Below are 21781 nucleotides of genomic sequence, written 5' to 3'. Positions count from 1 at the left end.
CCCCGCCCGGGATCAGCGTGGATCAGTAGGTGAGCTGGACCTTGGTCGCGAGCCGCTCGTCCATGAGGCGGTAGCCCTCGGCGGCCTCCGCGAACGGCAGCGCCTTGTCGAAGACCAGACCGGGGTTGATCGTGCCCTCGAGCGTCAGGCGCAGGAGGTCGGGGAGGTAGCGGCGTACCGGGGCCATCCCGCCCTTGAGGCCGACGTTGGTGCGGAAGAGCGCGTTGACCGGAAGGTTGACGTCGTGCGGGACGCCGACGAACCCGACGGTCGCACCCGGACGGGCCACCTTGGAGGCCGTCTTGAAGGACTGGTCGGTGCCCACGCACTCCAGGACGTAGTCGGCCCCGACGCCGCCGGTGAGCTCGCGTACGGCCGCCTCGCCCTCCTTGCCGCGGGCGGCGACGATGTCGGTGGCGCCGAACTTCTTGGCGATCTCCTGGCGGGCCTCGTGGCGCGACATCGCCACGACCCGCTCGGCGCCGAGCTGAGCGGCCGCCAACACGCCGCACAGACCGACAGCGCCGTCACCGACCACGACCGCGGTGCCGCCCTTGGGTCCGGAGCCGAGGCCCGACATGACCGCGGCGTGCCAGCCGGTGGCCATCACATCGGTGAGCGCGAGCAGGTCGGGGTACATCGTCGGGTCGGGCGTCTCGTCGAGCTTGACCAGCGAGCCGTCGGCCTGGTTGACCAAGGCGTACTCGCTCTGGCCGCTGACCGTGAAGCCGAGGTTCTCGCAGACCGACTGGACTCCGGCCAGGCAGTGCGGGCAGGTGTTGTCGCAGTGGTCGAACGGGACGATCACGAAGTCGCCGGCCTTGAAGTCGCGTACGTCGGCACCGACCTCCTCGATGATGCCGATGCACTCGTGGCCGATGGTGCGCGGCTCCTCGATGTCGCCGTTGGAGCCGCGGTAGTTCCAGAGATCGGAGCCGCAGATGCAGGAGCCCACGACCTTGACGATCGCGTCGGTGGGCTTCGTCAGAGCAGGATCGGGTACCTGGGTGAAGCGAATGTCGCCCACCCCATGGATAGTCGTCGCGCGCATGGTGGCATCCTGTCACCCGGCGTACGAGGTGTTGCACACGGTGGCCCTTGGGGCCGCAGGCAACAGTCCTGAAACGAAACGCCGACACTTCGCGGGGAATCCAGGCTTATCTCATATATGAGTTACGGTGGTGCACCATGACCGACGGATACAAAGGTCGTATCGGGAATCTGATCCGCGATGCGCGCAAGCACAAGGGCCTCACCCAGGCACAGCTCGCCGACCTTCTCAACACCAGTCAGAGCGCGATCAACCGCATCGAGCAGGGGCAACAGAACCTGTCGCTCGAGATGATCGCCCGGGTGGGTGCCGCTCTGGACTCCTCCCTCGTGGACATCGGCGCCGGCCCGACGCACCTGCGCGTCACCGGCCCGACGACGCTCTCGGGTGAGATCACGGTCAAAACCTCGAAGAACGCCGGGGTCGCCCTTCTGGTCGGCTCGCTCCTCAACCGGGGCCGTACGACGCTGCGCAAGGTCGCACGCATCGAAGAGGTCAACCGGATCATCGAGGTGCTCAACTCGATCGGTGTGCAGACCCGCTGGCTCAACGACGACAACGACCTCGAGATCGTGCCGCCGAAGGAGCTGCGCCTGGACGCCGTGGACGAGGCCGCCGCGCGCCGTACGCGCTCGGTGATCATGTTCCTCGGTCCGCTGCTGCACCGCCTGGACACCTTCGAGCTGCCCTACGCCGGTGGCTGCAACCTCGGCACCCGCACCGTCGAGCCGCACATGTCGGCCCTGCGTCCCTTCGGCCTCGAGGTCAAGGCGACCGACGGCGCCTACCACGCGAGCGTCAACCGCGAGATCCAGCCGGGCCGCCCGATCGTCCTGACCGAGCGCGGCGACACCGTCACCGAGAACGCCCTGATGGCGGCCGCGCTGCACCCGGGCACCACCACGATCCGTAACGCGTCCTCCAACTACATGGTTCAGGACCTCTGCTTCTACCTGCAGAAGCTGGGCGTCGAGGTCGAGGGCATCGGCACCACCACGCTGCGCGTCACCGGCCGCGAGGTCATCGACGTCGACGTGGACTACGCGCCGAGCGAGGACCCGATCGAGGCGATGTCGCTGCTGACCGCCGCGATCGTGACCGACTCCGAGATCACCATCAAGCGCGTACCGATCGAGTTCATGGAGATCGAGCTGGCGACGCTGGAGGAGATGGGCTTCAACTACACCCTCTCCGAGGAGTACCTGGCGCTCAACGGCAAGACCCGCCTGGTCGACATCAACACCAAGCACTCGATCCTGCACGCGCCGCTGGACAAGATCCACCCGCTCCCCTTCCCCGGCCTCAACATCGACAACCTGCCGTTCTTCGCCGCGATCGCCGCGGTGGCGCAGGGCCAGACGCTGCTGCACGACTGGGTGTACGAGAACCGGGCGATCTACCTGACCGAGCTCAACAAGCTCGGCGGCAACGTCACGCTCATGGACCCGCACCGGGTGATGATCGAGGGGCCGACCCACTTCTCCGGCACCGAGATCGTCTGCCCGCCGGCGCTGCGTCCCGCCGTCGTCGTGCTGCTCGCGATGCTCGCCTCGAAGGGCACCTCGGTGCTCCGTTCGACCTACGTCATCGCCCGTGGCTACGAGGACCTCGCCGAGCGGCTCAACCAGCTCGGCGCGAACATCACCGCCTTCCGCGACATCTGAGTGAACTGAGCCTGCGGGCTCATGTGATCCGGCCCTCACGGGTGGTTAGATGCTCCCCGTGAGGGAGCAGCAACGACGCGTACGCGCCTATGCGCACCGTGGTGGAGCGCTCCATCCCGACCTGGTCGGGATGGAGAACACCATGGAGGCGTTCCGGCATGCGGTGGAGCTCGGCTACACCCATCTCGAGACCGACGTGCACGTCACCCGCGACGGTGTCCTGCTCGCCTTCCACGACGAGGCGCTCGACCGGGTGACCGACGTCAGCGGGCTGATCGCGGAGATGACGTACGCCGAAGTGCAGGCCGCCCGCATCGGCGGCCTGCACGGGGTGCCGACCCTGGCAGAGCTCTTCGCGGCGTTCCCTGAGGTCACCTTCAACATCGACCTCAAGTCCGACGGCTCGGTCCGCGCGGTCGCCGAGCTCCTCGCCGCGACCGACCACGAGGACAAGGTCATCGTCGGCTCGTTCTCGGTCCGGCGGCTCAAGGCCTTTCGCCGGCTGACCGAGGGGCGGGTGCGGACCTCGGCGCATCCACGCGAGGTGCTGGCCTACCTGCTGGCGCCCACCACCGGGATCGCCAAGCGACTCGTCGGGTCACGGTTCGACGCCTTCCAGATCCCTCACCACCAGCGCCTTCGCGGGCCGCTGTCGATCCGGGTGGCCTCTCGTGGGCTCGTCCGCCGCGCCCACAAGGCGGGCAAGGAGGTCCATGTCTGGACCGTCGACGACCCGGCCGAGATGGAGCGGTTGCTCAAGCGCGAGGTCGACGGTCTGATGACCGATCGAACCGACGTACTGAAAGCGTTCCTGGAGGAACGTGGGCTGTGGGAGGCTGTGCCGTCTCGGGTCGAGCCCGTCGACGAGGCCGAGTCCGACGAGAATGGCGAGGAGCCCGAGAAGTGACCACATCAGCCGGGATCGGCGACTTCACGCCGGTCGAACGGGCGCGGGAGCAGAAGGGCTGGTTCTTCACCGACTGGGCCGTCTCCGCGTTCCAGACGACGGTGGCCGGGGTGCTGTTCGCGCCCTACCTGATCGAGATCGCGAAGGCAGCCGCCGTCGACAACCGCATCGACGTGCTCGGGCTCTCGATCGCGCCCGGCGCGCTGCCGTCCTTCATCATCACGTTCTCGACGATCCTGTCGGCGATCATCTACCCGCTGGTCGGCGCGATCGCCGACCGCACCTCGCGCAAGCCGGACCTGATGGCCGGCTTCGCCTGGGCTGGCGCGCTCTGCGCGGCGCTGCTGTTCTTCATGACCGGGGACAACTGGTGGTTCGGCTCGATCATGTTCATCATCGCCAACCTGTGCGCGGGTGCGGCGGTGGTAGTCAGTGACTCGATCCTGCCGCTGATCTCGACCGAGGAGGAGCGCGACCGGGTCTCCTCGATCGGCTGGGCCTACGGGTACGCCGGTGGCGGGCTGCTGCTCGCGGTCAACTTCCTCCTGGTCACCTTCGCCGACCCGCTCGGTCTCGGGACGGCGCTGGCGGTGCGGATCTCGATGCTCTCGGCCGGGCTGTGGTGGGCGGGGTTCATCATCATCCCGTGGCGCCGGATCCGCCGGCGTGAACCCGCCGACGTCGAGGACGTCACCGGCGGTGTCGTGGCGCGCTCCTTCGGTCAGCTGTTCGTGACGCTCCGGGAGCTGCCGCAGTATCCGGTCGCGTTGACCTTCCTGCTGGCGTACCTCTTCTTCAACGACGGCATCCAGACGGTGATCAGCTCGGCGTCGATCTACGGGGTCGAGGAGCTCGGGTTCGAGACCGGCACGATGCTCGGCATCTACCTGCTGGTGCAGTTCGTCGCCGTCGGCGGGGCGATCTTCTTCGGTCGACTGGCCAAGAGCTTCGGCGCCAAGCGAGTGATCCTCGGCGGCTTGGTCGGCTGGATGGTCATCGTCGTCGCGGCCTACTTCGTGCCGGAGCAGACTCTGCTGCCGCTCCTGGTCGTCGCGGTCGGGATCGGTCTGGTCATGGGCGGCACCCAGGCGCTGGCCCGATCCTACTTCTCGCTGTTCATCCCGGCCGGCAAGGAGGCGGAGTACTTCAGCCTCTACCACGCCATGGACCGCGGCACCTCCTGGCTCGGCACCCTCGTCTTCGGACTCGTCTACCAGCTCACCGACTCCTACCGGCCAGCGATCCTGGCGCTGATCGCCTTCTTCGTCATCGGTGGCGGGCTGCTCGCACTGGTGAACACCGCGAAGGGCATCGAGCAGGCAGGCAACCGGGCGCCTGAACGGGTCTAGGACCGCGCCTGGCGGCTGGCGGGTTCGGGACATCGGCCGCTCAGGACTTTCTCAGGGAGATCCGCAGGTCAGGCGGGTCCTGTGTCGAACAACACGGCGAGGATCTCGACAATTCACGGAATCATCACCTCCTCTGTACCGTTGACGATGTGAAGAGGCCTGACCGGCCTGCGTCATGAGTCCGCAGACCGCTTCGCTCTTCAGCTCATTCAACGGGGGACGATCGACTCAGGAGGTGCTTCATGGCCGAGCGCACGTTGCGCGGCGCCCGACTGGGCGGACAAAGTTTTGAGGACGAACGCGGCATCGAGTTCGCGGGTCGCCAGCAGGTGGCCTACCGCTGCCCGCAGGGCCACGACTTCGAGATCACGATGTCGGACGAGGCCGAGGTTCCGGCCATCTGGGAGTGCCCGCGCTGCGGGATGGAAGCTCTCAACCTCTCCGGCGCCAAGCCGGAGGAGAAGGCCGAGAAGCCGGCGCGTACGCACTGGGACATGCTCCTGGAGCGGCGCTCGGAGAAGGAGCTCGAGGACATCCTCAAGGAGCGCCTCGACCTGCTTCGCGGTGGCGAGATCGGCCCGGCTCACCTGCACCGCAAGGGACCGGGGAAGAAGAAGGCCAACGCCTGACTTCTGACATACCAGATACGCCGACGGCGGCCTTCCACCAAGGAAGGCCGCCGTCGGCGTATGTCAGGCGATGTTGTCCTTGTCGATGACCTCGCCGGTGATGATGTCGTCGTTGCGGGGCCGGGCTTCGGGCCCGAACGTGGAGGTCATCGTCGCAGTGACAAGGCGCTTCTGCACGACCTTGGCCAGGATGCGGCGGAAGAACGGCCGGGTGAACGGCAGGATCAGCACGATGCCGAAGATGTCGGTCACGAAGCCGGGGCTGAGCATCAGCGCGCCACCGAGCAGGATCAGCGCGCCGTCGGCGATCTCGTTGGACGGAAGCTTGCCCGAGGAGAGCGCCGTGCTCAGCGCGGACCAGGCTCGGGAGCCCTCGCGGCGCATCAGCCAGGCGCCGAAGATCGAGTCGGCGATCAGCAGCAGGATCGTCCACCACACGCCGATGACCTGACCGACCTGGATGAGCACGAACAGCTCGGCCAGCGGCATCACCAGGAACAGGAGCACCAGCACCCAGGAGAACCTGCGGCGTCGTGTGGTCATCGTCGTCCTCCCACGAGACGGTCCAGGCCGAAGCGGCGCAGCAGGCGGAGCAGCTGTTCGCGGCGTTCGGCCAGGCCCCAGCGGGTCACCCGGCGCATCGACTCGGCGGCGACCGCCGGGCTCATCTTCGACTCGCCCCGGACCCGCTCGATGAACTGGATCGGGACCTCCTTGACGGTGAGGCCGGCTCGCAGCGTACGCGTCACCATCTCGGTCTGGAAGACATAGCCGGTCGACTCGACGCTGCTCAGCTGCAGCTTCTCCAGCGTCGTACGCCGGAATAGGCGGTAGCCCGCGGTGGCGTCGTGGACGCCGATGCCGAGCAGGAGCCGGACGTAGAAGTTGCCGCCGACCGACAGCACGCGCCGCGACAGCGGCCAGTTGACCACCGAGCCGCCGCGGATCCAGCGGGCGCCGATCACCAGGTCGGCGGAGCTGACCGCCTCGAGCAGCAGGTGGAGCTCCTCGGGCTGGTGCGAGCCGTCGGCGTCCATCTCTCCCACGACGTCGTAGCCCTGCTCGAGGGCCCATCCGAACCCGTGCAGGTACGCAGCCCCCAGCCCGGCCTTCTCGGTGCGGTGCAGCACGTGGATCTGGTCGTCGTTGTCGGCCAGCTCGTTGGCGATCGTGCCGGTGCCGTCAGGGGATCCGTCGTCCACGATCAGTACGTCGACGCGTGGCTGCGCCTTGCGAAGCCGCCCGACGATCCAGGCGAGGTTCTCCGCCTCGTTGTAGGTCGGGATGACCATCACCGCCCGGCCGATCTCGGTCCAGGGTGGAAGCTGCTCGTTCGTCACGTACGCCGGCCTTGTCAAGGAATGGGGGTGGAGATCACAGGATATCCGCCCACCGGTTGATCCCAAGATCCCGATCGAGCGGGACAGCGCGATGGCGAGGCGATCGCAGAGAGACAGAGCGCGGGAGGAGCAAGACGTTCTTCGGGCCGTTCCGATCCCTGCTGGCGGCAGGGGGACGATCGTTGTCTAAGGGCGCCTTGGCCCTCCCGCGTTGCCCTCGCGGCCGTTGACCGCGCCCACGAAAACGCGTCGAAGGCATGCCTGGCTCGACACCCCCCGACCCGATTCGTCGAGCGCCGGTCCGCCGACCGCAACTCTGCATGGGCGAACGCTGCCACCATCACCCGCTTGCTCCGCGGAAGTCAACACGGCTCTGACCTGCGGAAACATATGTTTCCGCAGGTCAGCAACAGCCTGTAGAGCGCGAGAAAGTGACGAATTATCGAGGAACTTCGGCGTGTCGCCTTCGCGTACTCGTTACGGCGCTCACGGAACGACGACTGTACCTCGTGCGGAGGTGGCGAGGATCGGCGCCTCCAGCATCTCAGCGGCCCCTGGACGGGCCTCGGTGGCGGCTCCACGGGCCACGACGTACACGGCGAACTCCATCACCCGCGAGCGGGTCCCGGCCTTGATCAGCTCGCAGGTGATCTCCAGGACATCGCCGGCACGCACGGGTGCCTTGAACTGCACATCGTCGTAGGAGGCGAAGAGACCCTCGTCGCCGTCGGTGAGGATGCACATCTCGGTCGCCACGTCACCGAACAGGCCGAGGCTGTAGGCCCCGTCGACCAGGTTCCCGGCGTAGTGGGCGTGGGAGTAGGGCACGTAGCGGCGGTGGACGACCTTGGTGCCGATCTCAGCTTTGCTCATGCCGCGGGCTCCTTCGAGGTGGTGCGGTGGACGAGGTAGGAGGCGACCTCGGCGGGGGTGGTGCCGCGGCCGAAGATGCGGTCGACACCGAGCTCGGTGGTCATCGACTCGTCGAACCGTGGACCACCGGCGACCAGGAGCGGTCGCTCCCCCGCCGGGTAGGCCTCGCGGAACGCCGCCGACATCTCCCGGGTGTTGAGCAGGTGCGCATCACGCTGGGTGACGACCTGGGAGACGAGCACGGCGTCGGCGCCCCGGGTGACGGCAGCCTCGACCAGGGAGGGCACCGAGACCTGGGCGCCGAGGTTCACGACCTCGATCTCCTTGTAGTACTCCAGCCCCTTCTCCCCCGCAAATCCCTTGATGTTGAGGATCGCGTCGATCCCGACGGTGTGGGCGTCGGTGCCGATGCAGGCGCCGACGACGACCATGGGACGCCGCAGCGTCTCCTTGATCACCGCGTTGGCCTCCTTGGGCGTCAGCAGCGGGAAGTCACGCTCGACGACCTGCACCTTGTCGGTGTCGACGAGATGGTTCACCTGCCCGTAGACGACGAAGAAGGTGAAGTCGTCGCCCATCGGCTTGGAGTGGACGACCATCGCCGGCTCCATGCCCATCTTGTTGGCCAGCTGCAGCGCGGCGCCGTCCGCGACCTTCGAGTGCTTGATCGGCAACGTGAAGGAGACCTGCACCATCCCGTCGCCCGTGGTGTCGCCGTACGGCCTGATGATGGTCATTCCTCACCCTCCAGGATGGTGCTCGCGGGGTTGTAGTACGCCTCGGACTTCTCGGCCACGCCCTCGAGGCCCTTGCCTGCGTCGGCGGGCCGCTTCATCAGGCCGAAGGTGCCGTCCGCGATCGCGTCCAGGAGCCCGTTGGGCTCGTCGATGATCTTGCCGAGCAGGTCGATCGACTCCCCAAGGACCTCGCGCGCCCGGTTGGCGATGAACCCGTCGGGGGCCGGGTGGAAGTCCTCGCCGAGGCGTCCGGCGGCGTCCATGACGTACCGGACGTTCTGCAGGGCCAGGTCGCGGTCGGAGATCCACGGCGTCACCACCGCCTCCGTCATCATCCCGACCAGCAGGATGCCCTGGTCGGTCATCGCGCCGGCCAGGTTGAAGAACCCGTCGAGCAGGTAGCCCTTGAAGATGTCGCCGGTCATGTGCCGCGTCGGTGGCATCCACTTCAACGGGGCGTCGGGGAAGATCGTCTTCGCCAGCAGCGCGTGCGCGAGCTCGAGGCGGAACGAGTCCGGTACGTCGGGGTTGATCTCGAAGGCGTGGCCCAGACCCAGCTGCCAGTCCTCGAGCCCGGCCTCCTTGGCGAAGTACTCGTTGAGGAGCTGCGAGGTGGTCACCGTGTGCGCCGCCTCGACCGCGTCGGCGGTGGTGAGGTAGTTGTCCTCGCCGGTGTTGATGATGATCCCCGCCCGGGCGTGGATCTGACGCGAGAGCCGCTGGTCGACGAAGGTACGCACCGGGTTGATGTCGCGGAACAGGATCCCGTACATCGAGTCGTTGAGCATCATGTCGAGACGCTCCATGCCCGCCAGCGCGGCGATCTCGGGCATGCACAGCCCGCTCGCGTAGTTGGTGAGCCGTACGTAGCGGCCGAGCTCGCGCGAGGTCTCGTCGAGCGCGGCCCGCATCAGCCGGAAGTTCTCCTGGGTCGCGTACGTCCCGGCGAACCCCTCCCGGGTGGCACCCTCGGGCACGTAGTCGAGGAGCGACTGACCGGTCGAGCGGATCACCGCGATGATGTCGGCGCCCTCGCGCGCGGCCGCCTGCGCCTGCGGGATGTCCTCGTAGATGTCACCGGTGGCGACGATCAGGTAGATCCACGGCTTGCGGGGTGCGTCGCCGATCTCGGCGATCATCCGCTCGCGCGCCACCCGGCTGGCGTCGAGGCGGGCGATGCCGACCCCGACCGCCTCGCGGGCGTGCTTGGCGGCCAGCTCGGCCTCGGCACCCTCGGGCAGGTGGAAGGTCACCTGACCGGCGGCAGCCTCCTCGGCGAGCCGCGACAGGTCGTTGTCGTAGGTGGCCAGCGCCTGCCACACCGGTAGCGCGACGCCGTGCTCCAGCCCGACGTCGGCGCGGACCGCGTCGACCAGGTGGTTCACCCACGGAGTGCCGTCCGGGTCTGCGCCGGCGAGTCCGGCCAGCCGCAGCGTGGCTCGCTCGACGGCGACCGTGGTGTGCTTCTTGGCCATCTCGACGATCGGGTCGCCGACCTTCGCGGCCAGCGCGCGGGCCTGGGCGATCGTGCGTGGGTCCAGATCGAGTCTCACCGGACACCCTCCTTCTCGAATACGGTCCTGCCGTCGACGACGGTCTGCAGGCAGGGAGTGACGACGTCGGCGACGTCGGATGAGGTCAGGTCGGGGAACGCGGTGCGGTCCCAGATGGCGTACGTCGCCCGCTGCCCGGGCCCGAGAGTGCCGGCGTCGTCGATGCCGGCCGCGTACCAGCCGCCGACCGTGTGCGCCGCGAACGCCTCGGCCGGGGTGATGCCCTGGCCGGGCGTGCGGTGGTGCACGGCCGCGTGCATGGCCGCCCACGGGTCCAGCGGCGTGACCGGTGAGTCGGAGCCGAAGGCGATCCGGACGCCGGCGTCGAGCAGGGTCCGGAACGGGTTCATCTCCTGCCAGCGCTCCCCCAGCCGGGCTGCGTACATCCGTTCCGGGCCGCCCCACAGCCCGTCGAACATCGGTTGCACGCTCGCGATGACCCCGAGGTCGGCGAAGGTCTTGATCGCCGTCGCCGAGGGCAGCTCGCAATGCTCGAGCCGGTGGCGGCGCGCTCGAACGGTCTCGGTGCCGAGCTCCGCCTCGGCTAGCCGGAACGCTTGGGCGATGTTGTCGATCGCCTGGTCGCCGATGCAGTGGAAGCCGGCCTGGATGCCGCGCCGTGTGCAGCCGATGATGTGCTCGGCGAGCTCCTCGGGGTCGAGGTAGGCGTGGCCACGATGTCCGGCGAGGTCGGCGTAGTCGCTGGTCAGGGCCGCGCTTCGGGATCCGATGGAGCCGTCCGCGCTGAGATCGCCGGCGAGACCGGAGATGTCGCCGAGGCGGTCGAGGTCGCCGAACCCGAGGTGAGCGCCCCAGTAGTAGGTGCCGTGCAGACCGGCCGCGGCCGATTCCGACTTCACGGCCTCGAGGTCCGACTCGGGGCCGATGGCGGGTCCCGCGTTGTCGTGGAAGGCGCCGATGCCCAGGGAGGCCATGCTCTGCAGCGCCGCCCGCGCACCGCGTTCGGCGTGGCCGGCCGGGGTGAGGTCGGCGAGCAGCGGCAGCAGTGCGCGCAGCGCCTCTCGCTCGACCCGTCCGTCGGCCGCCCAGCCCGAGAGCCCGGCGATCCCGGGCACCTGGGCCATCAGTGCGGTGGAGACGATGGCGGAGTGACCGTCGATGCGGTTGAGGTATACCTTGCGCCCGTGCGAGGCGCGGTCGAGCTCGGCCGCGGTCGGCAGGGTCGGGTCCGGCCAGAGCGTCTCGTCCCACCCCTGGGCGAGCACCAGGTCCTGGGGCCCGAGGTCCGTGACGTACGCCGCGACCTTCTCGAGCACCGCCTCTCGACTGGAGAGGCCGACGAGGTCGAGACCGAGGAGCTGCTCCCCGGTCTCGACGACGTGGACATGAGCGTCCACGAAGACCGGCGTGACCAACCGTCCCTCGAGATCGACCATCTCGTCGGGGTCGGCGAAGGCACCGGGGTCGGTTCCGGTCCAGACGATGCGCCCGTCCTCGACGGCCATGGCCGAGACCGGCTCGCCAGAGGCGAGGCCGGTGTGGATCACACCGTTGCGCAGGAGGATGCGGGTCACGGCGCCAGTCTGCCCTCGAAGAGCGCCCGGACGCCCGCGTGCGCGCGGAGAAGATCCAGTGCGTACGCAGCGTGCCCGGGAACGTAGCCGTTGCCGACGAGCATCGTGACGTCGGCGGCGAGGCCCTCGGCACCGAGCGCGGCGGCGGAGAAGGAGGTCGCCATCGAGAAGAAGACGACGGTGCCCCGGTCGGCGGTGGCGAGGATGGCGCCGCCCTCGCAGCCCGGTACGTCGACGCAGACGACGGTGACGTCGGCGGGACCGCCGGCCTTGGCGACCGCGTCGCGCAGCGCCACCGGGTTGCGAGCGTCGGCGATCACGACCTCGTCGGCCAGACCCGCGTCGCGCAGGCGCTCGGCCTCAGCTTCGGTCGGGACGATGCCGATCAGGTGGGCGGCTCCCGCGTCGCGGGCCGCTGCCAGCGACAGCGATCCGGACTTGCCGCCGCCGCCGATCACGGCGACGACGCCGCCGGCGTAGCGCTCGGAGACGACCCGGCGGGTCAGCGCAGGCGCACCGCAGACGTCCATCACCGACAGCGCGAGCTCGGGGGCGAGGTCGTCGGGCAGGACGGCTGCGATCGAGCGGCCGAAGAGGATGGCGTAGCCGTCGCAGGGCACCTGCTCGGAGTCGCCGCCCCAGCCGGCGAGCCCGTCCTCGATCACCAACGGCGTCAGGGTCAGTGAGACCAGCGTCGCGACCCGGTCCCCGACCTTCAGCCCCAGAGGCGACTCGGGGCCGGCCTCCTCGACGACGCCGACGAGCATGCCGCCCGAGCCGGTCACCGGGTTCTGCATCTTGCCGCGCTCGGCGACGATGTCGAGCACCTCGCGGCGTACGGCCTCTCCGTCGCCGTCGTGTGCGGACTCGAGCTGCCGGAACGAGGCGGCGTCGAGGTTCAGTCGCTCCACCCGGATCCGCACCTCATCGGGCCACAAGGTCTTGCGAGTGTCGAGTCTCCGGGCCGCCTGGGGCAGCGGCAACGAGCCGCCCACCGGCTCATCGAGCACCCGGTGCAGGCCTGTCGGGTCAGAAGTGGTCATCGTCGTACGCCTCCTTGCGTCCATCTCACGGCGGACCCTACCAGCGGTTGCGGGAAGAATTGCGGCCGATGGTTGCAGACACCGCAGGATCTCCCGCTATGGTGGAGAACATGACGGCAACCATCGAGCCTACGACCCGAGACGGACAGCCCTACGCCTACCAGCGCGTAGAGCTGGTCGAACCCGACTGGACCCGGTTCCCAGGCTGGGCCGACATCACCGACGAGCAGTGGCGCGACGTGCAGTGGCAGCGCGTCAACTGCATCAAGAACGTCCGCCAGCTGCGCGCCCTGATGGGAGATCTTCTCGACGAGCGGTTCTATGCCGACCTCGAGCGCGACATGGCCGAGCGCGCGACGATGTCGATGCTGGTGCCGCCCCAGATGGTCAACACGATGGTGCCCTCGGGCGCGTCGGCGGGCGAAGAGTTCACCGCGGCGTTCTACGCGGACCCGATCCGGCACTACATGATCCCGGTCTTCTCCGACCGCCGCACCGACTGGCCCTCGCACCCGCAGGCGAGCCGAGACTCATTGCACGAGCACGACATGTGGGTCGCCGAGGGGCTGACCCACCGCTACCCGACCAAGGTGCTCGCCGAGCTGCTCTCCACCTGCCCGCAGTACTGTGGCCACTGCACCCGGATGGACCTGGTCGGCAACTCGACCCCGGTCATCGACAAGCTCAAGCTCACCGGCAAGCCGGTCGACCGCCACGAGGCGATGCTCGAATACCTCCGCAACACCCCGCAGGTGCGCGACGTGGTCGTCTCCGGCGGCGACGTCGCCAACCTGCCTTGGCCGCGGCTGGAGGACTTCCTCACCAAGCTGATGGCGATCGACAACATCCGCGACATCCGGCTGGCCACCAAGGGCCTGATCGGTCTTCCCCAGCACTGGCTCCAGGAGCCGCTCCTGGAGGGGATGAACCGGGTGACGACCATCGCCCGCGAGCGCGGCGTCTCGCTGGCGATCCACACCCACGCCAACCACGCCAACTCGGTCACTCCTCTGGTCGCCGAGGCGTCCAAGGCGCTGCTGGCGGCCGGCGTGCGCGACGTACGCAACCAGGGAGTGCTGCTCGCCGGCGTCAACGCCGACAGCCACAGCCTGCTCGACCTGAGCTTCCGCCTGCTCGACGGCGCGCAGATCATGCCCTACTACTTCTACATGTGCGACATGATCCCGTTCAGCGAGCACTGGCGGGTCTCGGTCGCCGACGCGCAGCGGCTGCAGCACGACATCATGGGCTACCTGCCCGGGTTCGCCACCCCGCGCATCGTGTGCGACGTACCTTTCGTCGGCAAGCGCTGGGTCCACCAGATCGCCGACTACGACACCGAGCGCGGCATCTCCTACTGGACCAAGAACTACCGCACCTCGATCGAGGCGTCGGACCCGGAGGCGCTGTCCAGGACCTACGAGTACTACGACCCGATCCACACCCTGCCCGAGTCGGGCCAGGAGTGGTGGCGCACGCACGGGGAGTGACCCGAGAACAACTGAGGCCCGGCGCTTGCGCCGGGTCTCAGTGCGTCAGCGTCGGGCGGTTCTCGTAGTAGGTGTACATCGCGATCGTGGTGCGCGTGGACACGTTGGCGACCGAGCGGATCCGGCCGAGCAGTTCCTCGAGCGCCTCGGGCGTGGCGACGCGCACCTTGAGCATGTAGGACTCGACGCCGGCGATCGACCAGCACGCCTCCACCTCGAGGAGGTCCGCGACCCGCTCGGGGGTGTCGTCGGGCTGGGAGGGGTCCATGGGCTGCACCGCGACGAACGCGGTCAGCGGCACGCCGATGGCGGCGTAGTTGACGGTGGCGCCGTAGCCGGTGATGAGGCCACGCTGCTCGAGCCGCTTGACGCGCTGGTGCACCGCGGAAGTCGAGAGGCCGGTCGCCTTGCCCAGGTCCGTGTAGGACATCCGACCGTCCTCCGCAAGAAGCTGGAGGATTTTACGGTCGGTGGCCTCAATCTCAGGTGCAGTCACGGCGACAGCGTACCCACAACAGCAATATCTCCGCCGCAACGTCCAAAAAAGTAGTTGATGTCGAAAGATTTCCGGCCTCAGGAGGGCCAGCCGGCGAGCGTCTTCAGCTCGCCACGACCGTCCGCCGAGGGCTGGACCACCGACAGCAGCCGTCCGCCGACGACGTCGTCGGGAACGGCCTTCATCGCCTCGCCGGTGGCCAGGTGCGGGTCCGCGGAGACGACCACCCGCCCGTGCGAGTTGACCACTGTCGCGCCGATCTGGCGCAGGCCGGGCAGCAGCATCGTCTCCAGCGTCTCGACCGTGGTGTCGGCGCCGGCGACACCCACCATCCGGCCGCCCGCGTAGACCGGCAGCGTCGTGGTCATGACGTACTCGTCGGCGCAGACGAAGTCGACGTAGGGCCCGGCGAGGTTCAGCTCTCCGGTGCGCTGCGGGATCCGGAACCACGGCTGGCGGGTGTAGTCGAGGACCTCCCTCGTGCCTGGCACCTCGGCCTCACCGAGGAAGTCGCGGCCCGCGCCCTGCCACCAGGCCAGGTAGAGCCGCCGGTCGACGAGCGCGTCCGGCGCGACGACGAACCCTCCGCCCAGGAGGCTCGGGTCCTGGAGGAACGCCAGTGCCCCCGTCTCGACCCGCGCGATCAGCTCGTCCGAGGTGACCGGTCCCGCGGCGAAGAGGGCAGCGACCTCGGCGCGCACCCGCTCGAGCTCGGTGAGGATGGACCCGAAGTGCTGCTCGATCCGAACGGCACAATCGGCCGACACATCGATGTTCACGGTCGTACCACCTCATGGATCTCGGTCAGACGTTCAACGGCGTGGGTCACGTGGTCGCGTACGCTCGCCCGCGCCGCGGCGACATCGCCCGTCTCCAGCGCGGCGACGAGCGCCCGATGCCGCGCGGCGGATGCCTGACGGAAGTCCGACTCGCTCAGCGGCACTCGCAGCAACGTACCGAAGTCGGCCTCCTGCCGCACCACCTCCCGCGTCAGCCGCGCCGACTGGGTCAGCGCCGCCACGGAGAGATAGAGCTCGCTCTCCGCGTCGCGCCACCGGCCGACGTCGTCCTCGCCGAGCGGGATCAGCAGGTCCTGGAGGTCCTCGATCTCGTCGGGGGCCGCTCGTTCGGCGGCGAGCTCAGCACAACCCGTCAGCACCACCTGATAGAGGCTCGCCCGGTCGCGCAGCTCCACCCGCGACATGGTGGCGAGCCGCCCCTTCACGATGTCGCCGGGATCGGGAGCGCGCACGAAGGACCCACCGCCGCGGCCTCGTGTCGTCACCACCAGACCCTGGGCACGCAGCGACACCAGCGCCTCCCGAGCGGTCACCGTCGCCACTCCCAGCATCTGGGCGAGCTCCTGCTCGCTCGGGAGTCGGTCACCGTCGGCGAGCACGCCGGAGCGGATCGCCTCGGCCAGACGGTTCTCGACACGTACGGCTCTACCTTCGTCGCCGATCGGCGCGAAGATCGCCGACCTGGCGCGCGAGGTCATCGCACGGGCGTTGGCCACGATCGAGCTCCTCCTTCGAGTGGGTTTACAAAGAACTTACGCAGAAGCCCTTTAAAATCTAAGATCTGGTTCCATATGATTCAGCAATGGGACCGACCGAATCTCCGCAGATCCAGCTCGAAGCCGTGACCAAGGCGTACGGCGACGTGATGGCTGTCGACGCTCTCGACCTGACCATCGGCGATGGTGAGTTCTTCTCGATGCTCGGGCCCTCCGGCTCCGGGAAGACGACGGTGCTGCGCCTGATCGCGGGCTTCGAGCACGCCGACTCCGGCACCATCCGCCTCGGCAGCGAGGACGTCACCGCGCTGGCACCCTTCGACCGCGACGTCACCACCGTCTTCCAGGACTACGCCCTCTTCCCGCACTTCAACGTGCTCGAGAACGTCGCTTACGGCCTGCGCGTGCGTGGCGTCTCGAAGGCCGAGCGCAGCTCCCGGGCACGGGAGGCGCTGGAGATGGTCCGCCTCGGCCATGTCGCGGCCCGGAAGCCGACCGAGCTCTCCGGCGGACAACGGCAGCGGGTGGCGCTGGCTCGCGCGATCGTCGTACGTCCTCGGGTGCTCCTCCTCGACGAGCCGCTCGGGGCGCTCGACCTCAAGCTCCGCGAGCGGATGCAGGTCGAGCTCAAGCAGATCCAGCGCGAGCTGGGGATCACCTTCGTCTTCGTCACCCACGACCAGGAGGAGGCGCTCACCCTCAGCGACCGGATCGCGGTCTTCGACAGCGGCCGGATCGTGCAGCTGGGCACGCCGAGGGAGATCTACGAGCGGCCCACCTCCCAGTACGTCGCCGACTTCGTCGGCACCTCCAACGTCTTCGACGAGCAGGCGTCGAAGCGGATGCTGAAGATGGACGGCGCCTTCGCGCTGCGGCCCGAGAAGATCCTGCTGTCCCCGGAGACCGCGAGCGCCCCGGTCGGCGCGATGACCGCCGCCGGCGTGATCACCGAGTCCATCTACATCGGCACCGGGCATCGAGTCCACATCGAGCTCGAGGACGGCACCAGGCTGGTCGCCCTCGAGCAGAGCCGTGGCTCGCTGCACCCGGATGCCGCCGAACCAGAGTCTCGGGGCGACCGCGTGGTCGCCTCCTGGTCGCCGGGCGACCTGGTCCCCCTGGGCACCGATTCGTCCCGTGCCGTGCAACACCGATGAGCCAGAGAACACCAGAGAGGTTGACCATGCGAAACATCCGAACCAGACACACCATCGGGGGCGCCCTCGCGGCACTGTCCCTGATCACGCTGAGCGCCTGTGGCGGCGACGACGGCGACTCCTCGACCGGAGCGGTCGACAAGCTCGGCGAGAACGAGGGCGAGGTCACGATCCTGGCCTGGCCCGGCTACGTCGAGGACGGCTCGACCGACCCCGAGGTCGACTGGGTCTCCGGCTTCGAGAAGGAGACCGGCTGTCAGGTCACCGCGAAGGTCTACGGCACCTCCGACGAGGCCTTCAACCTGGCCAAGTCGGGCGAGTACGACGTCGTGGCCGCCTCCGGCGACCTCACCCTGCGCATGATCGCGGCAGGCGAGGCCGCCGAGGTCAACACCGACCTGATCCCCAACTACGAGGGCATCTACGACTTCCTCAAGGACCGCGAGTGGAACACCGTGGACGACAAGAACTACGGCATCCCGCACGGCTACGGCGCGAACCTGCTGATGTACAACACCAAGGACGTCACCCCCGCCCCGACCTCGTGGAAGGCGGTCTTCGAGGACGCGCCGAAGCACAAGGGCCAGGTCACCGCGTACGACTCGCCGATCTACATCGCCGACGCCGCGGTCTACCTGATGGCGCACCAGCCCGGCCTGGGCATCGAGAACCCCTACTCGCTCGACGAGAAGCAGCTCGCCGCGGCCGTCGACCTGCTCAAGTCGCAGCGGACCTCCGTCGGTGAGTACTGGTCCGACTACACCAAGACGCAGGCCTCGTTCGAGACCGGCGACACCGTGGTCGGCACCACCTGGCAGGTGATCGCCAACCTGATCGACCCGAAGAAGGCCTCGGTCGAGGCGATCCTCCCCTCCGAGGGAGCGACCGGGTGGAACGACACCTGGATGATCTCCTCGAACGCGAAGTCCCCCAACTGCGCCTACGCCTGGCTCAACCACATCTCCGACCCGGAGATCAACGCGCAGGCGACGGAGTACTTCGGCGAGGCCCCCAACTCGGACAAGGCCTGCGAGTTCGCCTCCGAGGGCCACTGCGAGACCTTCCACGCCGGCGATGAGGAGTACGCCGAGAAGATCTGGTTCTGGAACACGCCGATCGAGAAGTGCCTGGACGGCCGGACCGACGTGAAGTGCACCGACTACCAGGACTGGACCAAGGCCTGGGCAGAGATCAAGGGGTGACCTTGAGCTCTGTCAGCAGCACGCTCAGCAGGAGGCCGGGGTTCCGCCTCGGCCTCCTGCTGGCCGCACCCCTCACCTGGCTGGTGCTCGTCTATGTCGTCGCTCTTGCCGCGCTGCTGGTGACGGCCTTCTGGACGATCGACTCCTTCACCAACGAGCTCGAGCGCACCTTCACCCTCGACAACATCCGTGAGATCACCGGCCAGGCGCTCTACCGGACCGTCACGCTGCGCACCATCGGCGTGGCCCTCCTGGTGACGCTGATCGACTGCGCGATCGCGCTGCCGGTCGGGTTCTACATGGCCAAGGTCGCCTCGCGACGCTCGCGCCACCTGTTGGTGATCGCGTTCCTGACGCCGTTGTGGGCGTCCTACCTCGTCAAGGCGCTCGCCTGGCGGTCGCTGCTGTCCAACGGCGGGTTGCTGGACTGGGCCGGCGGCCTGGTCGGTCTCGGTTCACCGGGATTCGGCCTCACCGCAATCGTGCTCACCCAGGCGTACATCTGGCTTCCGTACGTCATCCTCCCGGTCTACGCGGCCTATGAGCGTGTCCCGGACTCGCTGCTCGACGCCGCCGGCGATCTCGGTGCCCGGCCGGCGCTGGCGTTCCGCACGGTGGTGCTGCCGCTGGTGGTCCCGGGGCTGGTCGCGGGCTCGATCTTCTCGTTCTCGCTGACCATGGGCGACTACATCACCGTCAACATCGTCGGCGGCGCCAACCAGATGCTCGGCAACCTCGTCTTCATCAACTCGGGGTCCAACCTGCCGCTGGCCGCCGCGATCGCGTTGATCCCGATCGTCGTGATCATGATCTATCTGGCGTTGGTACGCCGCACCGGAGCTCTGGAGAACCTATGACCATCTCGCGATCGACCCGGCGCATCCTGGCCGCGGTGACCGGCCTGGTGCTCGCCATGCTCTACGCACCGCTCGCCCTAGTCGTGGTGAACTCGTTCAACACCTCACAGGCGCTGACCTGGCCGCCCAGCGGCTTCACCACCCAGTGGTGGCAGCGCGCGGCGGTCAACCCGGGAGCCCACGATGCGATCCTCACCTCGCTGACGGTGGCCGCGTGCGCGACGGTGATGGCGCTCGTCCTCGGCACCTTGCTCGGCCTGGCGATGCAGCGCTACTCCTTCTTCGGGAAGGACACCGTCAACCTGCTGGTGGTGCTTCCGATCGCCCTGCCCGGCATCGTCACCGGGATCGCGCTGTCCAACGCGTTCTCCTCGATCCTCGGCGTACGCCTGGGGTTCTTCACGCTCGTGGTGGCGCACGCGACGTTCTGCATCGTGACCGTCTTCAACAACGTGCAGGCGCGGTTGCGCCGGATGGGCGGCAACCTCGAGGAGGCCTCCGCCGACCTGGGGGCGGGGACGTGGACCACGTTCCGGCTGGTCACGCTCCCCCAGCTGCGCTCGGCCCTGCTGGCCGGCGGGCTGCTCGCGTTCGCGCTCAGCTTCGACGAGATCATCGTGACGACGTTCGCCGCCGGCCCCGGCGTGACCACGCTGCCGGTATGGATCCTGACCAACCTGTTCCGGCCCGGCCAGGCGCCGATCGTCAACGTGGTGGCGGTCGTCATGATCGTCGTCTCGGTCGCGCCGATCTGGCTCGCCCAGCGGCTTTCGTCCGACCCGAGCGAAACCACGAGGGCGATTCACTAGGCCTGCCCTCCGCGTCAGCGGATAATGTGCACAGCGTGGCTGAACCTCGAATGCTCCTGCTGGACACCGCGTCGCTCTACTTCCGGGCCTTCTTCGGCGTGCCCGACATCCGAGCCGAGGACGGCACTCCGGTCAACGCCGTCCGCGGCCTGCTGGAGTTCATCACCCGGCTGGTCAACGACTACTCCCCCACCGACCTGGTGTGCTGCTGGGACAACGACTGGCGACCGCAGTGGCGCGTCGACCTGATCCCGTCCTACAAGGCGCACCGGGTGGTGGAGGAACTCGAGACCGCCCCCGACGTCGAGGAGGTCCCCGACCCTCTGCAAGTCCAGGTGCCGATCATCCGCGAGGTGCTCGCCGCGGCCGGGATCTGCGTCATCGGCGCCGACGGCTACGAGGCCGACGACGTGATCGGCACCCTGGCGACCGGCGCGGGGATGCCGGTCGACGTCGTCACCGGCGATCGCGACCTCTTCCAGCTGGTCGATGACGCCGCCGGCGTACGCATCCTCTACCCGACCCGGGGCGTGAGCGATCCGGATCTGGTCGACGAGAAGTGGGTGCTCGCCAAGTACGGCATCAGCGCCGCGCAGTACGCCGACTTCGCCACCATGCGTGGCGACACCTCCGACGGGCTGCCGGGCGTGAAGGGCGTCGGCGAGAAGACCGCCGCCAAGCTGCTCGAGCAGTACGGCGACCTGGAGGGGATCATCGCCGCCGTCGCCGACCCGACCACCTCGCTCACGAAGGCGCAACGGCAGAAGTTCATCGACGCGGTCGGCTATCTGTCAGTCGCGCCGAAGGTCGTGGCGGTCGCCCGGGACATCCCGCTGGACCGCAGCAACACCGCTCTGCCCAGCGCTCCGGCCGACACGGAACGCCTCCACGAGCTGGCCGCGACCTACAACCTCGCCTCCCCCGTCGCCCGCCTGGAAGCCGCGCTCGCGCGGGTGTGACACGGGTCTCCACAACTCAATTCAGAAAGTTTGTAGAAACGGCATCATCAGCCGCGTACGGCTCCGTCTCCTTGGCAAGACCACCAAGAAGGAGCGGACGAATGAGCGACATCAAGCACCCGGCAGTGCAGCAGGACATCAAAATCTCGTGCCTCGACCCCTGGGGCCGCACCGTGGAGGTGCCGACGACCCTCGGCTATCGCGAGAGCGACCCGTACGCAGTGAGCCTGACCTTTCACTCCGGCGCCGGTGACGTCGAGTGGGTCGTGTCCCGCACGCTGATGCTGCAGGGCCTGGCCGCCCCCGCCGGTGAGGGCGACGTGAAGATCTACCCGAGCATCGACGAGGACGCCAAGGCCGTCGCCGTCTTCGACTTCAGTTCCCCCGACGGTCGCCTGATCGCGACCGCCGACTCCCGCGAGGTGCAGACGTTCCTCGGCAAGTCCTTCTCGGCCGTCCCGGTCGGCTCCGAGAGCCAGCACATGGATCTCGACGGTCTGATCGCAGACCTGCTGGGCAGCTCCTTCGACGCTGAGTAGGCACTCCGCCCGCCTGCTCATTCGTCTGCGCACCCTCTCGTCCCGGACATCTGGGACGAGAGGGTGCGTTCTTTT

The 21781-nt window shown here is 68.3% G+C and carries 22 protein-coding genes; 11 read left to right on the top strand and 11 right to left on the bottom strand.

Annotation, left to right across the window (positions count from 1 at the left end; all coding sequences use genetic code 11):
- Positions 1 to 22: 22 nt before the first annotated feature.
- Positions 23 to 1051, bottom strand: coding sequence for a zinc-dependent alcohol dehydrogenase family protein (locus AB0F44_RS00965; protein ID WP_357351779.1), 1029 nt, complete (start codon positions 1049 to 1051; stop codon positions 23 to 25).
- Between the two features lie 137 nt (positions 1052 to 1188).
- On the opposite strand from AB0F44_RS00965, the gene AB0F44_RS00960 reads away from it, so the two are divergent.
- The 4 genes from AB0F44_RS00960 to AB0F44_RS00945 all read left to right on the top strand — a co-directional run bounded on the left by AB0F44_RS00960 (position 1189) and on the right by AB0F44_RS00945 (position 5600).
- Positions 1189 to 2715: a UDP-N-acetylglucosamine 1-carboxyvinyltransferase gene (locus AB0F44_RS00960; protein WP_350658374.1), complete on the top strand. Its 1527-nt coding sequence runs from the start codon at positions 1189 to 1191 to the stop codon at positions 2713 to 2715.
- Positions 2716 to 2773: 58 nt separating this feature from the next.
- Positions 2774 to 3622 carry a glycerophosphodiester phosphodiesterase gene (locus tag AB0F44_RS00955; protein WP_357351777.1) on the top strand — a complete coding sequence of 283 codons (849 nt, stop codon included), beginning with the start codon at positions 2774 to 2776 and terminating at the stop codon, positions 3620 to 3622.
- A complete protein-coding gene (locus AB0F44_RS00950) occupies positions 3619 to 4971 on the top strand; it encodes an MFS transporter (RefSeq protein ID WP_357351775.1) in 1353 nt (450 codons plus the stop codon). The genes AB0F44_RS00955 and AB0F44_RS00950 overlap by 4 nt, the downstream gene beginning before the upstream one ends.
- 242 nt (positions 4972 to 5213) lie before the next feature.
- A complete protein-coding gene (locus tag AB0F44_RS00945; protein WP_008359714.1) occupies positions 5214 to 5600 on the top strand; it encodes an RNA polymerase-binding protein RbpA in 387 nt (128 codons plus the stop codon).
- Positions 5601 to 5663: 63 nt separating this feature from the next.
- On the opposite strand, the gene AB0F44_RS00940 is transcribed toward AB0F44_RS00945, so the two are convergent.
- From AB0F44_RS00940 to AB0F44_RS00910, 7 genes are all read right to left on the bottom strand, one after another.
- A complete protein-coding gene (locus AB0F44_RS00940; RefSeq protein ID WP_357351773.1) occupies positions 5664 to 6143 on the bottom strand; it encodes an FxsA family protein in 480 nt (159 codons plus the stop codon).
- Positions 6140 to 6940 carry a polyprenol monophosphomannose synthase gene (locus tag AB0F44_RS00935; protein ID WP_357351771.1) on the bottom strand — a complete coding sequence of 267 codons (801 nt, stop codon included), beginning with the start codon at positions 6938 to 6940 and terminating at the stop codon, positions 6140 to 6142. The genes AB0F44_RS00940 and AB0F44_RS00935 overlap by 4 nt, the downstream gene beginning before the upstream one ends.
- 486 nt (positions 6941 to 7426) lie before the next feature.
- Positions 7427 to 7813, bottom strand: a complete 387-nt coding sequence (locus AB0F44_RS00930; RefSeq protein ID WP_357351769.1) for a hotdog domain-containing protein — start codon at positions 7811 to 7813, stop codon at positions 7427 to 7429.
- The gene (locus tag AB0F44_RS00925; RefSeq protein ID WP_357351767.1) at positions 7810 to 8550 is read right to left on the bottom strand and encodes an OAM dimerization domain-containing protein; all 741 of its coding nucleotides are present in this window, start codon (positions 8548 to 8550) and stop codon (positions 7810 to 7812) included. Before AB0F44_RS00925 ends, AB0F44_RS00930 begins: the two co-directional genes overlap by 4 nt.
- Complete coding sequence (locus AB0F44_RS00920; RefSeq protein ID WP_357351765.1) at positions 8547 to 10103, bottom strand: lysine 5,6-aminomutase subunit alpha; 1557 nt, start codon at positions 10101 to 10103, stop codon at positions 8547 to 8549. The genes AB0F44_RS00925 and AB0F44_RS00920 overlap by 4 nt, the downstream gene beginning before the upstream one ends.
- Positions 10100 to 11638 (bottom strand): amidohydrolase, encoded by a 1539-nt coding sequence (locus AB0F44_RS00915; RefSeq protein WP_357351763.1) that lies wholly within the window; start codon positions 11636 to 11638, stop codon positions 10100 to 10102. The genes AB0F44_RS00920 and AB0F44_RS00915 overlap by 4 nt, the downstream gene beginning before the upstream one ends.
- On the bottom strand, positions 11635 to 12681 hold the full coding sequence (locus tag AB0F44_RS00910) for an L-erythro-3,5-diaminohexanoate dehydrogenase (protein ID WP_357351761.1): 1047 nt from the start codon (positions 12679 to 12681) through the stop codon (positions 11635 to 11637). The genes AB0F44_RS00915 and AB0F44_RS00910 overlap by 4 nt, the downstream gene beginning before the upstream one ends.
- A gap of 110 nt (positions 12682 to 12791) precedes the next feature.
- Here AB0F44_RS00910 and AB0F44_RS00905 point away from each other — a divergent pair, with 110 nt between their 5' ends.
- On the top strand, positions 12792 to 14171 hold the full coding sequence (locus tag AB0F44_RS00905; protein ID WP_357351759.1) for a lysine 2,3-aminomutase: 1380 nt from the start codon (positions 12792 to 12794) through the stop codon (positions 14169 to 14171).
- 37 nt (positions 14172 to 14208) lie between these two features.
- Here AB0F44_RS00905 and AB0F44_RS00900 read toward each other — a convergent pair whose 3' ends face one another.
- The 3 genes from AB0F44_RS00900 to AB0F44_RS00890 form a co-directional block, all read right to left on the bottom strand.
- The gene (locus AB0F44_RS00900) at positions 14209 to 14652 is read right to left on the bottom strand and encodes an Lrp/AsnC family transcriptional regulator (RefSeq protein WP_350658632.1); all 444 of its coding nucleotides are present in this window, start codon (positions 14650 to 14652) and stop codon (positions 14209 to 14211) included.
- A 92-nt stretch (positions 14653 to 14744) separates the two neighbouring features.
- Positions 14745 to 15446, bottom strand: coding sequence for a cache domain-containing protein (locus AB0F44_RS00895; RefSeq protein WP_357351757.1), 702 nt, complete (start codon positions 15444 to 15446; stop codon positions 14745 to 14747).
- On the bottom strand, positions 15443 to 16183 hold the full coding sequence (locus tag AB0F44_RS00890; protein ID WP_357351755.1) for a GntR family transcriptional regulator: 741 nt from the start codon (positions 16181 to 16183) through the stop codon (positions 15443 to 15445). The genes AB0F44_RS00895 and AB0F44_RS00890 overlap by 4 nt, the downstream gene beginning before the upstream one ends.
- An 86-nt stretch (positions 16184 to 16269) precedes the next feature.
- Here AB0F44_RS00890 and AB0F44_RS00885 point away from each other — a divergent pair, with 86 nt between their 5' ends.
- From AB0F44_RS00885 to AB0F44_RS00860, 6 genes are all read left to right on the top strand, one after another.
- Positions 16270 to 17340 carry an ABC transporter ATP-binding protein gene (locus AB0F44_RS00885; protein WP_357351753.1) on the top strand — a complete coding sequence of 357 codons (1071 nt, stop codon included), beginning with the start codon at positions 16270 to 16272 and terminating at the stop codon, positions 17338 to 17340.
- Between the two features lie 26 nt (positions 17341 to 17366).
- Positions 17367 to 18542, top strand: a complete 1176-nt coding sequence (locus AB0F44_RS00880; protein ID WP_357351751.1) for an extracellular solute-binding protein — start codon at positions 17367 to 17369, stop codon at positions 18540 to 18542.
- Positions 18539 to 19399 carry an ABC transporter permease gene (locus AB0F44_RS00875; RefSeq protein WP_350658401.1) on the top strand — a complete coding sequence of 287 codons (861 nt, stop codon included), beginning with the start codon at positions 18539 to 18541 and terminating at the stop codon, positions 19397 to 19399. Before AB0F44_RS00880 ends, AB0F44_RS00875 begins: the two co-directional genes overlap by 4 nt.
- A complete protein-coding gene (locus AB0F44_RS00870) occupies positions 19396 to 20208 on the top strand; it encodes an ABC transporter permease (RefSeq protein WP_357351750.1) in 813 nt (270 codons plus the stop codon). Before AB0F44_RS00875 ends, AB0F44_RS00870 begins: the two co-directional genes overlap by 4 nt.
- Positions 20209 to 20258: 50 nt before the next feature.
- Positions 20259 to 21167: a 5'-3' exonuclease gene (locus AB0F44_RS00865; protein ID WP_357352690.1), complete on the top strand. Its 909-nt coding sequence runs from the start codon at positions 20259 to 20261 to the stop codon at positions 21165 to 21167.
- A gap of 101 nt (positions 21168 to 21268) precedes the next feature.
- Complete coding sequence (locus tag AB0F44_RS00860; RefSeq protein WP_350658405.1) at positions 21269 to 21706, top strand: SsgA family sporulation/cell division regulator; 438 nt, start codon at positions 21269 to 21271, stop codon at positions 21704 to 21706.
- Positions 21707 to 21781: the final 75 nt, after the last annotated feature.

The organism is Nocardioides sp. NPDC023903, from assembly GCF_040639295.1.
Taxonomy (GTDB): domain Bacteria; phylum Actinomycetota; class Actinomycetes; order Propionibacteriales; family Nocardioidaceae; genus Nocardioides.
The sequence above is the reverse complement of the archived record's forward strand: the minus strand, read 5'-3'. Positions and strand labels throughout refer to the sequence as shown.

Bases quoted from the DNA above. Each gene is read 5' to 3' on its own strand.
- AB0F44_RS00965 (WP_357351779.1), bottom strand. From the start codon at position 1,051: ATGCGCGCGACGACTATCCATGGGGTGGGCGACATTCGCTTCACCCAG.
- AB0F44_RS00960 (WP_350658374.1), top strand. From the start codon at position 1,189: ATGACCGACGGATACAAAGGTCGTATCGGGAATCTGATCCGCGATGCG.
- AB0F44_RS00945 (WP_008359714.1), top strand. From the start codon at position 5,214: ATGGCCGAGCGCACGTTGCGCGGCGCCCGACTGGGCGGACAAAGTTTT.
- AB0F44_RS00940 (WP_357351773.1), bottom strand. From the start codon at position 6,143: ATGACCACACGACGCCGCAGGTTCTCCTGGGTGCTGGTGCTCCTGTTC.
- AB0F44_RS00930 (WP_357351769.1), bottom strand. From the start codon at position 7,813: ATGAGCAAAGCTGAGATCGGCACCAAGGTCGTCCACCGCCGCTACGTG.
- AB0F44_RS00925 (WP_357351767.1), bottom strand. From the start codon at position 8,550: ATGACCATCATCAGGCCGTACGGCGACACCACGGGCGACGGGATGGTG.
- AB0F44_RS00910 (WP_357351761.1), bottom strand. From the start codon at position 12,681: ATGACCACTTCTGACCCGACAGGCCTGCACCGGGTGCTCGATGAGCCG.
- AB0F44_RS00905 (WP_357351759.1), top strand. From the start codon at position 12,792: ATGACGGCAACCATCGAGCCTACGACCCGAGACGGACAGCCCTACGCC.
- AB0F44_RS00885 (WP_357351753.1), top strand. From the start codon at position 16,270: ATGGGACCGACCGAATCTCCGCAGATCCAGCTCGAAGCCGTGACCAAG.
- AB0F44_RS00880 (WP_357351751.1), top strand. From the start codon at position 17,367: ATGCGAAACATCCGAACCAGACACACCATCGGGGGCGCCCTCGCGGCA.
- AB0F44_RS00870 (WP_357351750.1), top strand. From the start codon at position 19,396: ATGACCATCTCGCGATCGACCCGGCGCATCCTGGCCGCGGTGACCGGC.
- AB0F44_RS00865 (WP_357352690.1), top strand. From the start codon at position 20,259: ATGCTCCTGCTGGACACCGCGTCGCTCTACTTCCGGGCCTTCTTCGGC.
- AB0F44_RS00860 (WP_350658405.1), top strand. From the start codon at position 21,269: ATGAGCGACATCAAGCACCCGGCAGTGCAGCAGGACATCAAAATCTCG.